The 14,364-nt window shown below is 45.2% G+C and carries 8 protein-coding genes and 1 pseudogene; 4 read left to right on the forward strand and 5 right to left on the reverse strand.

Translation table 11 applies throughout. The annotated features are described in order from the left end of the window. Window positions 1–200 precede the first annotated feature (200 nt). Window positions 201–3,575 (reverse strand): Ig-like domain-containing protein, encoded by a 3,375-nt coding sequence (locus Q365_RS0101125; protein ID WP_028021609.1) that lies wholly within the window; start codon window positions 3,573–3,575, stop codon window positions 201–203. A 720-nt stretch (window positions 3,576–4,295) separates the two neighbouring features. On the opposite strand from Q365_RS0101125, the gene Q365_RS0101130 reads away from it, so the two are divergent. Further along, window positions 4,296–4,634 carry a hypothetical protein gene (locus Q365_RS0101130; protein WP_028021610.1) on the forward strand — a complete coding sequence of 113 codons (339 nt, stop codon included), beginning with the start codon at window positions 4,296–4,298 and terminating at the stop codon, window positions 4,632–4,634. A gap of 1,605 nt (window positions 4,635–6,239) precedes the next feature. Here the strand turns inward: Q365_RS0101130 and Q365_RS0101145 are convergent. The 3 genes from Q365_RS0101145 to Q365_RS0101155 form a co-directional block, all read right to left on the reverse strand. Then, a complete protein-coding gene (locus tag Q365_RS0101145) occupies window positions 6,240–7,346 on the reverse strand; it encodes a hypothetical protein (RefSeq protein ID WP_028021612.1) in 1,107 nt (368 codons plus the stop codon). Between the two features lie 162 nt (window positions 7,347–7,508). Then, a complete protein-coding gene (locus Q365_RS0101150; protein WP_028021613.1) occupies window positions 7,509–8,840 on the reverse strand; it encodes a hypothetical protein in 1,332 nt (443 codons plus the stop codon). A gap of 414 nt (window positions 8,841–9,254) precedes the next feature. Continuing rightward, a complete protein-coding gene (locus Q365_RS0101155; protein ID WP_028021614.1) occupies window positions 9,255–9,974 on the reverse strand; it encodes an SDR family oxidoreductase in 720 nt (239 codons plus the stop codon). Between the two features lie 113 nt (window positions 9,975–10,087). Here Q365_RS0101155 and Q365_RS0101160 point away from each other — a divergent pair, with 113 nt between their 5' ends. Continuing rightward, the gene (locus Q365_RS0101160; RefSeq protein ID WP_028021615.1) at window positions 10,088–11,005 is read left to right on the forward strand and encodes a LysR family transcriptional regulator; all 918 of its coding nucleotides are present in this window, start codon (window positions 10,088–10,090) and stop codon (window positions 11,003–11,005) included. Window positions 11,006–11,460: 455 nt separating this feature from the next. Here the strand turns inward: Q365_RS0101160 and Q365_RS0101165 are convergent. Next, window positions 11,461–12,321 (reverse strand): annotated as a pseudogene (locus tag Q365_RS0101165) (DMT family transporter); the annotation flags it as partial. Between the two features lie 205 nt (window positions 12,322–12,526). Between Q365_RS0101165 and Q365_RS0101170 the strand changes: the two are divergent. Both Q365_RS0101170 and Q365_RS0101175 read left to right on the forward strand, forming a co-directional pair. Next, a complete protein-coding gene (locus Q365_RS0101170; RefSeq protein WP_028021617.1) occupies window positions 12,527–13,417 on the forward strand; it encodes a LysR substrate-binding domain-containing protein in 891 nt (296 codons plus the stop codon). Between the two features lie 325 nt (window positions 13,418–13,742). Further along, the gene (locus Q365_RS0101175) at window positions 13,743–14,363 is read left to right on the forward strand and encodes a hypothetical protein (RefSeq protein ID WP_051563699.1); all 621 of its coding nucleotides are present in this window, start codon (window positions 13,743–13,745) and stop codon (window positions 14,361–14,363) included. The last annotated feature ends 1 nt before the right edge of the window (window position 14,364 follow it).

Below are 14,364 nucleotides of genomic sequence, written 5' to 3' on the forward strand. Positions count from 1 at the left end.
GCTTCTTCGTTTCACCCTCCGAAGGCGGGCTCGTGTTGCAGGTGAGACTGCCTAAAAATGAACGAAGGTTTCTTTCTCCGCAGAGTTAGGGGCGTGACGCCAAAAAAAAGAGCCCTGCTAATAAGCAGGGCTCTTCATTCATCTACACCGATGTTCTATACCAAAGTTCATTGGCTGTTTTCAATAAGACTCGTTGAACCTTATCGCGGATCTAGACCCAGTTTTTCCAGTACCAGATTAAAGTTCTCGCGGCGCTCTTTCACGTTGTGAACGTCACCCGTTGAACAGGTCAGGTCTGGACAACCACGGTTAACAATGCCTGATACGTCATCGATAAATTGCGAACCTTGTAGGCCACTGTCGACGTACTTTTTCAGTTCGTTGTAGTAGTTCCAATCACTGTATTGACCGCCTTCATCGTTGTAAGCCTGAACCGAGGTGACCCAGTAGAACAAGCCTGCAATCCACTTAATTTCTTTGTTCTCTTCAGAGCTACAAATCAAGCCCGGGTTAGAACAGAAATCCAGCTCCGCGTATAGCGGGTTTGCTGGCGGTGCTTCAACCGTTACACCATCAATGGTTTGACCAATGGTTTCTGGGTCAACGTGTGAACGACCAAGATAGTGGTTCAGGGTACCGAAGTTCTGGCGACCCGTGGTTTGAATCACACCACGTCCCCACCAGCCACAACCTTCCACGCTTTCTTGGCTGCTTCCGTCCCAAATAAAGCTACCGGCTTTTTGGCCTTCGTAGACTTTACACTCGTCGCGTTCCCATACTTGCTTAGATGTATCAACGCTGTCTGGTACGTCATTACAGTGACCATTATTGGTCCAACGACCAACCGCACCGTTCACTAGTAGGCCACGTTCTTCAAGCACTGAATCTGGAGCAGCAAACACAGGTGCTGGTGCGCCATACCACTTGGCGTGAGTCAGCGCGCTCACTTCCATTTTGCTATCACGAGGGCACGAGTAGGCGTAATCCAAACCGGATGACGGATTCACACCGTAGTCCGCGTACTTCTGGCCCAATTGACCGCAGCTTGCTGTCATTGGGTAGTCAGCAGGTGCGCCGTATTTCACTTCAGACCAGTTGTTCTCGTCACAGGCGTTGTAGCGAATGGTTTCTTGCATACTTTGGGCAAGGAAAGCAGCAATCGCGACTTTGGCGTATTTGATGTTGGTTGCATCATCAACTTCGTCGTTCATCAGCCAGAATTTATTGCCTGCAACACCGATGTTGTGCATGGCGTTCAAGCCATCAAGGAAGTCGTTCCATTTGTAAACGGTTGACGGCTCCCACTGCGATTCAGGTGTTTCGTACAAGAAGGCTTCATTGTCCATCACGCTTTCGGCGTTAGCCAACGCTTGGTTAAGCGCTTCGATGCGGGTCAGTGAGCCTTGCTCTAACTCTTCACCCACGTAGTACAGCGGCACTTTCGCGTCTTGGTAACGGTCAATTTTGCTGGTGAGCTCTGAAGAATCCGTATCAAACAAAATGGCGAAGATGTTGCTGTATGCCGCTTTACGAAGTTGCGGCTTACCGACGTTATCACCCATGAAGTAGCCAGCAGTTTGCGCCGTTGGCATGTTCGCCAACATGGCTGGCACCTTCACATAGTCAGAGACTTGCTTCACGTGCTCCATCGCGTTATGCCATTGGTCATCTGACAACGCAGCGGTTGCTGCCGACTTGGTGAATACAACGAAGTCTGCTTGGTTTGCTGAATCCGCCTTGTACAGTTCAAAGTTGTCGAGCATGTCCGCCGTAAAGACCGATGCTTCGTCCCACACAGACTGACGGCCTGAATGGGCGTCGTAAGCAAAGTCACCCATACTCAGAGACCAACCAAACGTTGCGTCTGGTGCCAAGCTTGAAACGATCAGGTTGTGCGCTTGCGCCCAGCCTTTCACATCGTTGCTCAGTGCATTCACGGCTTCAAGGTCAATGTTGCTGCCTGTTGATTCAACGGCACGTGACAAGGCTTCTTTCACCGCCACAGGGCCGAAAGACTCGCCCTTGTCTTGCGTCGCAAGATCCAGCACATCACTGCGGATGATGATAGACGCTGACCCTGCTTGCTCAGCCTGACCAATGACCGTAACAAATGCTTTGGTCAGCATGTCAGTATCTGCCAAGGCATCACTGTTGCTGGTGTCGACAGTTAGGGTCGCAGGAGCCTCTGTTGAAGGGCTGGCAACAACAAACGTATTCGGCCAACCTGCCACTTCAAGGCGGATAGGATCCATCGGGTTTTGCAGAGACAAAAGCGGCGCAGTGCCCGGCTCAGTGCCATCACAATTCAGGTGAAGTGCCCAAGACGCATCGCTGCCCGGCAAAGATTTCGTCCAGTAAATCGCAGAGTAGGCAATGTTGTCATGAACCATAATGTCGCCGCCCGTCGCGTGATCACCACGCGTCCAGTCTGGGTAGACATTAAATTCTGAACACAAGTCGCCCGGTGGCGTTACTGGTGGTGGCTCGACCGCATCTTCCTCAACAGTGATTTTTACACGTGCGGATGAAGACAGATTCTGCGCATCGGTTGCAATCGCATTCAGTGTAAAGCTGCCTGTTTGCGTTGGTTGCCAATCACACTGGAACGCAGAGGTATTGGCGGCATCGAACGAACAGATTTGCTTGTTATTCGCCTTAACAACCAGCTTGGACAGATCGTTATCAACGTCTGATGCGTTCACTGAAATTGAAACGGTGTCTGCTTTATTGAACGTCGAGCCGTTTGCTGGCGTCAGGAACGCTACCACTGGCGCAGTAAAATCGTCATTCACGTCCACTTTAACGGTTACAGCAACAGATTGCTGTTTCAGTGCTTGGTTGCTTTTATCCAGCACAACCACTTTTACCGTCGCGTTTCCGGCGTCAGTCGGCGTCCAGTTATGTGAGTAGCGAGTTTGACTTTGATCGACGGTCTTCACTGCCAATTTCTGGTTGTTTACCCAGAACTCAACCTCTGCCGCCAGTTCGCTATCAACACTTGTGTTGATAGCAATCACTTCGCCTGCGTTAACAACTTGGCCGGCAACGGGAGACAGGATAGACAGCTCAGTTGGTTCAGGCTCTGGATCAGGGCCACCTGGCTCACCCGGGCATTCGGTGGCATCCCAGAACCATGAACTTGCGGTTGGGGCTTCCCACACGCCAGGGTTGTTCTTGGCGACAAAGCATTGCCCGTCGTAAGAAACGACATCGCCGTTTTTCACTTTCGTCTGACCAGGAATAAAAGGAATAACATCGCCTAAATCTGGGTCTGGTGTCGGGTCAGGATCCGGCGTTGGGTCTGGGTCAGGGGTTGGATCGGGGTCGGGCGTTGGATCGCCTGAACATTCAGCCGCCGTCCAAAACCAAGAACTCGCATTCGGGGTTTCCCATACGCCTGGATTGTTTTTAGCGACAAAACACTCGCCGTTATACGAAACCATCTCGCCATTCTGCACTTTCGTTTCACCCGGAACAAAAGTGACCACACCAGACGCACTCGCTTCAGCAGCATACAAATAGCCACTAACCATCACACCCGCCAGTGCGATGGTTATATTATTTAGTTTTCTCAAAGGTTCAGCTCTTCAATTATCTATCTTTTCAGACAAGCTCATTATTAACTTACACTGCGGGGAATTGAGGGAATTTATTATCTACGGCGACTTAGCAAAGATAGGATTTGCAAGTCAGCGGACAGGTTAAATAACAGCCACCGTGTGTCCGTAAATCCTCCAAGCTTGGAGTCCCAACTAACCGATGTAAGTTAACGTTCTAATTTTTCTGAATTTAACTATGAAAAATCGCATCCCCCGCGTTATTTATTTTAATTTTGAGGCATTGCTTCATTTTATAATTGGAGCACGTGTGTTAAGTAACCAGGTAATAATGTGCCGCTATTCCTTTAACGTATAAAAAAGCAACAAAGCCACTGATTTCGCGGTGGCTTGTTTATTTAAGCGGAAGGATAGAATTGACTTGGCTGAAGGCGAGCAACCCACCTTTAGTATCTCGGGGCTCTATTTGGAGATATTCTGAGGTTAAACAGAACGAAGATTTCGTGGCTTCTTGCACAGATTCTTGGTCAACACTAAGCGTGACTAGAAAATCATTGGGTTGTGTTGGTATCGAATACTCTGGCTTTCGCCAAATGGGAAAGGGACAAAAACGGGTTTCAAGCTAACCTAGTGAATGTGCCGGAACAACACAGTATTACTGCCCTTCGCCGCTAAACCTCTACTAGGTTCTTCCCTGATAGTGATAAAATCTCCGCATCAGAATTACCGAGAAACTCTATGTATATCCATCATGTTAATGGCATCGACTGGCTGGTGATTACAGCTTTTGAAGAACTGAAAACGATGTTTATCGAAGAAGCCGGTGCGATCCCCTCTTGCTTCTCTACCGCCAGCGAATTGAACCTGATTGATCAAGCCAAGCGCACATATGGATATTTGCCGACACTCAGCGGCGTGATCACCGATACAGGCGTCTTTCAAAGCAAGGACAACGAAGAAGATTTGAACCCACTGCTTGCCTGCCTCGTTGAAGGTCGTGGTCGAGTGTTTATCTACTGGGGTGGTTTTGTGGCTTTTGTGGGTGACGAGCAAACCTTTATTACCCGAATGGACTGAAAATCGTTCAGTCAGTTGAAATCGGCGAATTGAACGGAGCCGGAGCAAACCGACCTGACATGAATTTCGGCACTTTTGAGCTAGTGACTATTGCATTGGCTGTTGGCGCAGCCAAAAGAGCTCTAATGTCTACTTATCTGAGAAGAACTTGTATATGATATGCGCTCACCCAAAGATTTCGTAGTGTCAACTTTATGTAGTTACTTAGCTTTCGTTTTACTATCTTAAAAATTTCAACTTCGAACCCAAATTTAAAATTTAGCGAGATTTTAAACATTAGCTAGTGATCCTATTTTTAACTTACTCAAGCAACAAATCGTATTCCCCGGATCAAAAAGCTGAGTTTTAACCACTTAAGATAGTAAAAAATCAACCTTTTCCTCCTTGGCGAGCACCAGCGAACTGGACTATTGTAAATAAAATATTCTTATAAATTATTGAGGAATGAGCTTCCTCACACACTACTTACTTATATATCTTAGACTAAATCATATTCTTAGCAGACTTTACTGCATTACCTGAACTCTAAATTCTCTTTGCTTTGGTGTAATGTAAAAAACCACCGCATACCCCCTCCATTTAATCTATAGTTATATTTCAAATGAGAGGCATATCACATATAAAAGATTAGCATATGGCTGTTAATTTCACCACTAACCACCTTTAAATCCTATTGGAAATATTAGTTAAAATTCAATAGCTTAAATTAATTTATTAAAACAAAAAATGCTCTATTTTTTGTCTAATACAGGTATACTAAATTACATCACCTGGCCACTCTTTATTGCGTAACTTCCTTATGGTTTCAGATACATCAAATAGCTTTGCGAGTAACGGAATGGAACACAAAACCAATATAATAAATATAACTTTAACTCCATATTCATTCTCAATGATAAAGGATGATAACAAAAATAAAACAAAGAAAAAAGCACAAGAAAGTATACCAATCTTCAAAATGAAATATATAGAGTATAGTACAATCACTTCAGTAGACGGATTCCATATTTTATTTTCTCTTTTGTATGAAAGGTATGTTAGGTCAAAATACTTCACCAGCATCCAAAAAATATAAAACAATAAAACTATTGCCATGACAGAATTTTCAGACAGCAAGAGGATTAATGCCCCAACAACCACCTCCAGTCCAAAGTATAACTTCCTATAAATACTACTCCTAGAAAGAAACCATTCTTTTAATAGATGTTCAAATAACATATAAATCATAATCTTGACATACTGATAAATTCAATTATGAAAGTATAGCTAGTTAAATAACCCTTGCTTTCTATACTTCGAGACAAGAAATAAATAAATATGTGTTTATTTATTGAAGCTAATAAAACTACAACCCATCAGACCTCATGACATTAAAAAATAGTTAAAAATATCATGAGCATAAATACCCACTAAACCATCAACATCTCAGTAGAAGCTAGACGAGTTTAGAAAGAAGTTATTTGGCGGCTACGCACTCGTGTGTTCACTTCGTATAAACTCCGATAGGAGAAAACGAAGTCGTCGACTTTGTTGTTCGAACGCACTGACTGCTGATGCAGCCCAAAGAAGATTATAGTCTATTGACCGAAGAAGGGATCATATGTGTTAAAAACCATTTTCCGCAATACTTGCCCTAACATCATCCTCGCATCTAACACAAGCAAAATACTGAATAGTATCCATGTCTCCTGTAACAAACTCATCGCAATTGGGACATGAAATTGCTCCCCAGCCTCTATCAAAACAAGAGACGCAACTCCAAAGACCATCAATGTAGAATACGGACGGAGTATCGTCATGGCATCCGTGACAGTAAGCTACCCACTCACCTTCCTCACACCAGCCATCGCCATCAGAGTATTGCTCCTTACACGCTTTCAATACATATTCATGCTCGATCTCCGCGTCACAATGAGGACAGTTTTTTAGGTCTTTATTGAAGAATTCAAAGTCCTCATTGCAACTTTGACAAGGTATTGTAGCCTTAGTTTTTTTAAGCAAAGTGTCTTTGACACCACAGACTAAACATTCGAAGTCGTTGCCCCATCTGTTTTCTTCAATCACCTCAGCAGCAGCCATATTGCAATGATTACAAACTTCAATTTGTTTACCAGACTTCTTCTTATTTTCAATATCAGGGTAAATTTCAGTAAACCGAGCTGTAATGAAGTCTTGCTGCCTCATCATTCGTTTATGAATTCGTTGAATTTCCTCGATGTAATCATCAAAAACAGGAGACCAAGTTGTAACTAGTAACTCATGCAGGTAATGCCACGCACACCATTGTTCAACTACAACACTCACTTTGGTAGCATCAATGTCATGATATTTCGTATGCGCGAAATGAACGATTTGGTTTCTATGCTCTCCTAGAGCTTTGAATGCATCCACCGCTTTCGTGGGAATTGGTTCACAAAGAATGTTTTTCATTCTTTTAACCGCATCATCGAGGAAAACAGAATGGAAATCTCCGACTTGAAAACTATTTAGGTTCGCTAACTCTGGACGGCTAAGGATTAATGTCCAATGTTCATGCATTAACCTTGCTTTCAAAAATAGTTCGACAGATGAGTAAAAATCAACAATAGAGTTTTTTGGTCTCTTATCAAGGTCGTCCAGTGAGGAATCCAAAAAATCAACTGCATTTTTTACTAATGCATCAAACATCTCTTCTTTATTTTGTTTCTTTTGAGAAATGAATTTATGTCCCACAATTTTTCCTCTGATTTTCAACACCAAATTAAGTGGTACTCAACCTTACTTGATATAAACCAAACAAGAATGCAACGTCTGCAATAAGGTGTGCCCCTCCAAACCAGCAAAGCACACTGAAATCCATGCCAAAACCGCAGAGTGTAACGCATCACCTTGTTTTTATGCCGATGATTTCGTGAATGGCTTGTGATACAGTGACGACATTTCATCCTGCTTCAGATAAAACTTAGGCATTTGTTCCTTTTGAACCCAGGCATAACCATTTAAGCGGTCTTTTAGAGCACCATATTGTGAAGGCATTGAAAGTTCGTTCATAACCTTTTTGACAAATGAACGATAGCGTTTACCAACAAAATACTGTTTATACAATACTGCAGGAATCGGTAGCTCAACTTTTGCATCATCACCAGAAACACTAATACCTAACATTTTTGTTGGTGGTGATAATTTTATAAACCTAGGATCTACACCTTTCTCTTTTAAGAGGTTATCTCCTACGGCCTCAATTTCGCGAACCATCTTTGAATGCTTCTGATAGTGACCAAGTTCCATGTCACGCTCGATATCAGTAAGACGCTCTCTAATTTCAATAACTTCCGCTGTTTTTCTATAATGTGATAGTGCATCTAGGTATTCTTGACCATTTGCACACTCCTTTACCAGCATTGGAATAAAGTTAGGAAGGCGTAATTCATCTGAATTTGGTACTAGATCTAGGTCACCGTATGTTTGGAGCATCTTCTTTTGAAAACCTCGCATACCCACATGAAATGATTTCGCGAAATCACCAGATGAATTTGCTCCATGATTTAATCGGTCAAGGAAGTCATAAGAAAAGAAATCTCTCAAAGGGTGCGACATATAATTGACACCAAGTTTGGCTGCATATACTTGATGCCAAATATATTGATTACCAAGCCATGCCATAACCGAAAGCATACGCTTTACATGTCCCGATAACTTTTCCCAGTTTACAGGGAGACCATCTGTCCCTCTAATTTTTAGTTTTTCACCTAAACCATAATCAGCAGGACTAGCCAACACAGCTTCAATTAATGGATTTTCTTTTTCTACCCCCATACTACGAAAAACCAAATAGAACTCTGAACTAGCATGCTCCCAAATAAATTTACTAAATGCATTCGCTTGCTCAAAATATTGAGAGAATAAAGTTCTATCTGACCCTGCCTTGTATGCGGTCGTCCAAGCATCAGAAAGAGCGTTGGATATCGTCAACAAATCAGAATCCTCTTTCGCGTCAACAGTAGTAAAAGAGAACACTGGATCTGATAACATTATTTTTCGAGCTGGAGTGAGAGCTTGTTTATAAGTGTCAGGAACAATAATTCTATCGCTTAGTAAAAATGCCTCACTGAAACGCTCAAGTGCAACATGCTCAACATCAAGTAACGCAGGCTCCTTTGTAGGAGCTTTACCTAAAGCACGCTGCACACTTGATATAGTTGCATTGTCCAATAACACTGAAGACATTGATGAACTCTCCTTAAAATATAACAATTTATTAGATCCCAAAGTGGGGTAATTAAACACTCCACTTTGGGATTTTTTGCGCATCCGCCGGACACTTGGACTTAGCATAAGCGCATGTTTTGAATAGAGTATCATCATACTCTACAAAATCACGAACGGGAAAATACGACAAAGTGCGGGATTTTCTCCACACCTCACGACTGGATTAGAAAATCTATCGAAAACTCTCGATGTGACAATAATGAGGTTAACTTTCGCTAAGAAGGAATGGGGCAGAAACAGTTTAGAGTGCCCCCAAAACTCAGGCTTTACCCCAATCATCCTAGAGAAAACCCTGACCACTCCCCACGCACGCAACACAAAAAAGCCATCTAAAAAGATGGCTTTGGGGCTCTCAATAATTGTTGAAAAGCTTTATGGCTGCTGGCGTGTTGCGGCAATCACGATTTCACGTACGCAGACATTCTGCGGCTGGTTGTATGCGTAAGTCACTGCGTTCGCGATGTCATCCGCGGCTAGGATGCCGCCCATGTCTTCTTTCCAGCTTTCGTAGCCTTCTTTGATTTCTTCACTGGTGGTGTGAGAAAGCAATTCGGTTTCTACTGCGCCAGGGGCGATGGTGATAACACGCACGTTGGCGGCTGCCACTTCTTCACGCACGTTTTCAGAAATCGCGTGTACCGCGAATTTTGTGCCGCAGTAAGCCGCGTGGTTAGGGAAGGTTTTACGGCCTGCCACTGAGCTGATGTTGATGATGGTGCCGCTGTTACGCGCAATCATTGGGGCAAGTACGGCTTGCATCCCGTTCATCAAACCGACCACGTTAACGTTGAACATGTTTTGCCATTCAGCAGCGTCTTGCGTTGCCATGTCGCCCAGCAACATCACCCCTGCATTGTTAACCAACAAATCAGCTTCACCGTACATCGCTTCTGCCTCAGCAACAGCGTCGTCAAACGAGGCTTTTTCAGTGATATCGACTTTCTTGCACAGTGTGTTAGGTAGGTTAAGGGCTTCTAGGCGATCTGCACGGCGCGCAAGCAGCAACAACGGGTGACCTTGTGCTGATAATTGTTTTGCGATGGCTTCACCAATACCTGAGCTTGCACCAGTGATAACAACTAACTTTTTCATGTTCTACCTCGATCGGAATGTTTGTTTTTTATTAACTATTTCTTATTGAGGCTGCATTCTAAATAAGTCATGATTGTTGATATATATGTCACAATAAAACTCAGTGTTACGCTATGAGCACCAATAAAGACCCATTGAATGACAACCTTGCTGATATCCGCGCCTTCGTGGCGATTGCCGAATCGGGCAGCTTTTCCAAAGCGGCTGAAAAGCTCGGTGCATCGCGCGCGCACATGTCACGTCAGCTTAGTCAGCTTGAAAGCCGCCTAGGTGTGCAACTCATTATTCGTACCACCCGTTCTCAACGTTTAACCACAGCAGGCGAGGCCTTCTTTACACGTTGCCAAGCGGCGATGATGCAAATTGATGATGCTATTTCCGATGCCATTGATGATTCCGACCAACTACGCGGTCGCATTGCGGTGAACTGCGTGGGAGGAATATTGGGAGAATCACTGGTGGGCGATGTGATCCACCGATTCTGTTTTGACCACCCTGATATTCATGTTGAATTGGATTTCAGCAGCGAACGGGTGGATCTGATTGAGTCCCGTTTTGACTTGGTACTGCGCATGGGTGCGCTGAATGATTCGCGATTGATTGGTCGCTACTTGGGTGACATTGAAATTGGTACCTATGCCGCGCCACATTATTTATCGCAACGGGGTCGCCTTGAGCACCCAAGGGATTTACTGAAACACGATTGCTTAACGGGGTCTGTGACACGTTGGCGTTATGTCCGTGCGGATGACCATTCCCAACATGTCGATGTCGATGTGAAAGGCAATTTACAATGTAAAAACGGCCATGTGTTGATGAGCGCATCGTTACAAGGAAACGGTATTTGTCGACTCCCATCGCTGTACTGCGAAAGCCATGTTCAAGCGGGAAGATTAGAAAACGTCTTTACCGAGTGGGAAGTGGAGAAAGTCCCGTTGTATTTGCTTTATCACAAAGACCGCCACCAGCCGAAACGATTGAAAGCCTTAATACAACGCATGGTTGCAGACGTACCACCTCAGCTTTCATAACGGTTACGCCGAATAACCGAACGATTAAGTGTGAGTACACACTTCGGCTAAAACAAGCTGATTTTCTTACCTATCTATTGGTTTCAGGCAATAAAAAACCACGCTGAATAGCGTGGTTTTTTTAGCATATCATTTCTCACGATGACTTATCGTCGATAGCCGTCGCCACGATCTTCTTCATCGCTACAACCTCCGCTAACTCACTATCTCCACTATCTCCAAAGTCGCCACCGTTATCAAACAGCGCCCGTCACTTTGTTTGGCGTAATGATGTGGTCAGCATGAACACAAGATTCTCGCGTTTCCTCTTCACTCGCCACAACGTCATCATCGGGCAAAATGATACTGTCAGCCATCGCAGACTTTTCAGCCAGTGCGATGTCATCATCTTCCGTGCGCATGTCTTCGGTTAAGCTCGCAAACGTTGTCTCTGTCGCCAACGCTTCTTCTCTCGCCGCGCGTTTTGTTTTGCGCTTTTCTAGGCCAGCAAGCCAGATGAGAGGCACAACAATCAACGAGGTTCCGACAATCATTAGCATGTCTGGTACTTCACCAAACAGAACAAGGCCGACGCCAACTGCACAAACCAAGCCGCTGTATTCTGCACTCGCGATCTTGTTACTTTCCGCAGCGCGGTAGGCAATTACACACGTGGCGGCATACACCAAAATGAACGCGGTTGAACCAGACGCACGCAGGAATAAATCCATGCTAAATGGCGCACCTTCATACAAGGCCAACCCCAATGCGATAGGAATACCGATCAGGTTATGCAGCAACAAGGTTTGCGGCACGGTTTGTTCACGCGGAATTTTCGGGATCAACAAGTTGTTCACCGCCAGCGTGACCGCCACGATCATGGCGGAAATTGCCGCCCAGCTGAGTTCTGTCGGGCGCACCAAGATAAGCACACCAATAAAGCCCACCACGGCAGCAGCAATAGATGCCGATGACAGCTTTTCACGCAAGAACATGGCAGCCAATGGAAGCATGATCAAGGGTGCTGCGTAGAAGATCGCGTTCGCCGTTGCCAATGGCAAGGTGGTTAACGCAATCACCGAAAAGAACACACCGACTAGCCACACATGAGCACGTAGAAAGTGCCACTTAAGCCCAAGTGTCAGGTTCTTCTTCGGTGCCGTTAAACAGAAAGGAAGTAAAATGAGAACGGCTGACACCTGACGAAACAAAGCAAATTGGAAGATAGCGCCATCAGGCCCGCCTTCCATCGTTTTAACCAGCGCGTCCGAAAACGTCGCGCTAAGGTTACCAATGACCAACAAGGTCATGGCCATCCCAATTGAAATATTACGCATGATAAAGGCTCCTGTTCATGTCGTATTTCCTCTCTCACGATGTTGCGGCGTTCAAAATAGCGGATTGAGTTATCGCCATTCAGACATGCAACCTCTCGAGATTAAGGGCCCAAAGATCTAATCTGGATCACAGAATGGGCATAGTAGCGCTGCTTTAGCATGACGTATAATGATGAAAATTCGCTATTCATGAGTTTTTTAGATAATGAAGCTTCCCCCACTGCGAGCGGTGCAATATTTTGAAGTGGTTGCCCGACTCAATAGTTTCTCTAAAGCCGCCGAAAAACTCAGCGTGACCCAAAGCGCCGTGAGCCACCAAATACGCTTGTTGGAAGATTTTCTGGGTGAATCATTGTTTGATCGCCAAGGAAGGTTGTTGCAACTGACGCCTGTTGGCCAGCGTTACTATGATGATGTCGCCGACCCATTGCAGGCCATTGCCCGAGCCAGTCACCAAGTTCGAGAGGGCGTATCAGGCCAACTGAGGCTTGCGGTTTTTAGCTCATTGGCCGTGAAATGGCTGATGCCGCAATTGTCTGATTTCCGTCAGCAGCACCCAGAAATCGACCTTGCGCTCGAAATGTTTGCCGACCACCCTCACCTTTCCGACAAGTTGGCAGATTGCTTCATTGTCGATTTTGAGCCGGGGCGAAACTACCAATATGATTTGCTGTACAAAGAGTATCTGTACCCTGTTTGTAGCAATAAGATTTGGCAGCAGATCAAAGATAAACCCCTTCCTGACGCCCTTTGGGATTACCCGCTATTGTCTGTCACGTCATTGATGGAAAACGACTGGGCGCAATGGTGCAAATTGGGCGGCTTTGCGCTGCCTAATCATGTGAAAATTCATTCTTTCAGCCACATGCTGCTTGCCACGGAAGCGGCGCGATATGAGCATGGTATTACTTTTTTGAATTACTATTTCATGAACGAAATCGACCGCGAGCAACTGGTGCGCATTCCTATGCACGAAATGCCGACTGGCGACAGTTTGTATTTTGTTTATAAGAAGCATCGCGCCCGTCAGCCAGAAATCCTCAAGCTTGGACGCTGGTTGCAGCAAATCTCGGCACAAGAGGAACTGGGCAACTAAAAAGCCACGCTTTCTGAGGATATGACATGACGCAGTATCGATTCCGATGTTGCCGCGTTCACGCGTTCCTTCATTGACGGGTTTCTTCTTTTTTTGCTCGTTTTAGCGTTTCGTCAAAATATCCCCTCGCTCGACTCCTTCGTCCTACTCCACTGCCCTACTCCTTCGCTCCCTTGCTACACCTCTTGCAGCACCCCTTGCAATGCAGTTGGCACAAGCACTTGTCTAAACATGCATTTAGATGAAATCCGTCTAAACTCAAATGTGAGCCATCACTTAGTTTTGAGCCGTTCTTATTAATTTTGATGCAGTGAGAAATTAGGGAATGAAACATTTAACGAAGATTTATGTTCGCTCAATCGCGACCTCTTTGAAGGTTAGCGCGACCTTATTCATCACCCTTATCACGTGGGCCAGCGCTTGGCCTGCACTTGCCGCTGACGCCTCAAAAACGGCTAATGTCGACTACGGCTACTCAAAATTGTACGGCGAACTCACGCCCACTCAGGTTTACTCATTGGTCAAAAACATCGATTCGATGGTGATGCACTACGCGTATCGATACAAACCAAAGACAGCAAGCAAACTGCCTCGAAAAATCATACCGGTTAACGGCTACCGACCAGAACAAGTCTTCGTTGCGCTCGGAAAGCTCAGTGACGATATTGATGTGTTCGCAAAGCAACAGAATGTCCCGCCAGTCACACGTATCAAACGTGAAGCCAAAGACGCCATTCCAGCCGAGGTGTTTTTACTTGCTGGCGCCAGTTTAGATACGTTTTCCGCAGCAATGGCAGTCCTTGAACCCAACAATACATTTGGCGATTTCTACGCGCACCGAACCTATTCACGCAACAAAACGCCCTCCGATGTTTATGCCCTTGTCGATCTGATTAACAGAAAGCTGACCATATTGCTTGGCCAACCATTAGAACCCATTAAGTGAA

The sequence above is a fragment of the Enterovibrio calviensis DSM 14347 genome, assembly GCF_000621165.1.
Classification (GTDB): Bacteria; Pseudomonadota; Gammaproteobacteria; order Enterobacterales; family Vibrionaceae; genus Enterovibrio; species Enterovibrio calviensis.

What these genes read in the sequence shown, in the direction of transcription:
- Q365_RS0101130 (WP_028021610.1), top strand. Translation starts at nt 4,296, where the DNA reads ATGTATATCCATCATGTTAATGGCATCGACTGGCTGGTGATTACAGCT.
- Q365_RS0101150 (WP_028021613.1), bottom strand. Translation starts at nt 8,840, where the DNA reads ATGTCTTCAGTGTTATTGGACAATGCAACTATATCAAGTGTGCAGCGT.
- Q365_RS0101155 (WP_028021614.1), bottom strand. Translation starts at nt 9,974, where the DNA reads ATGAAAAAGTTAGTTGTTATCACTGGTGCAAGCTCAGGTATTGGTGAA.
- Q365_RS0101160 (WP_028021615.1), top strand. Translation starts at nt 10,088, where the DNA reads ATGAGCACCAATAAAGACCCATTGAATGACAACCTTGCTGATATCCGC.
- Q365_RS0101170 (WP_028021617.1), top strand. Translation starts at nt 12,527, where the DNA reads ATGAAGCTTCCCCCACTGCGAGCGGTGCAATATTTTGAAGTGGTTGCC.
- Q365_RS0101175 (WP_051563699.1), top strand. Translation starts at nt 13,743, where the DNA reads ATGAAACATTTAACGAAGATTTATGTTCGCTCAATCGCGACCTCTTTG.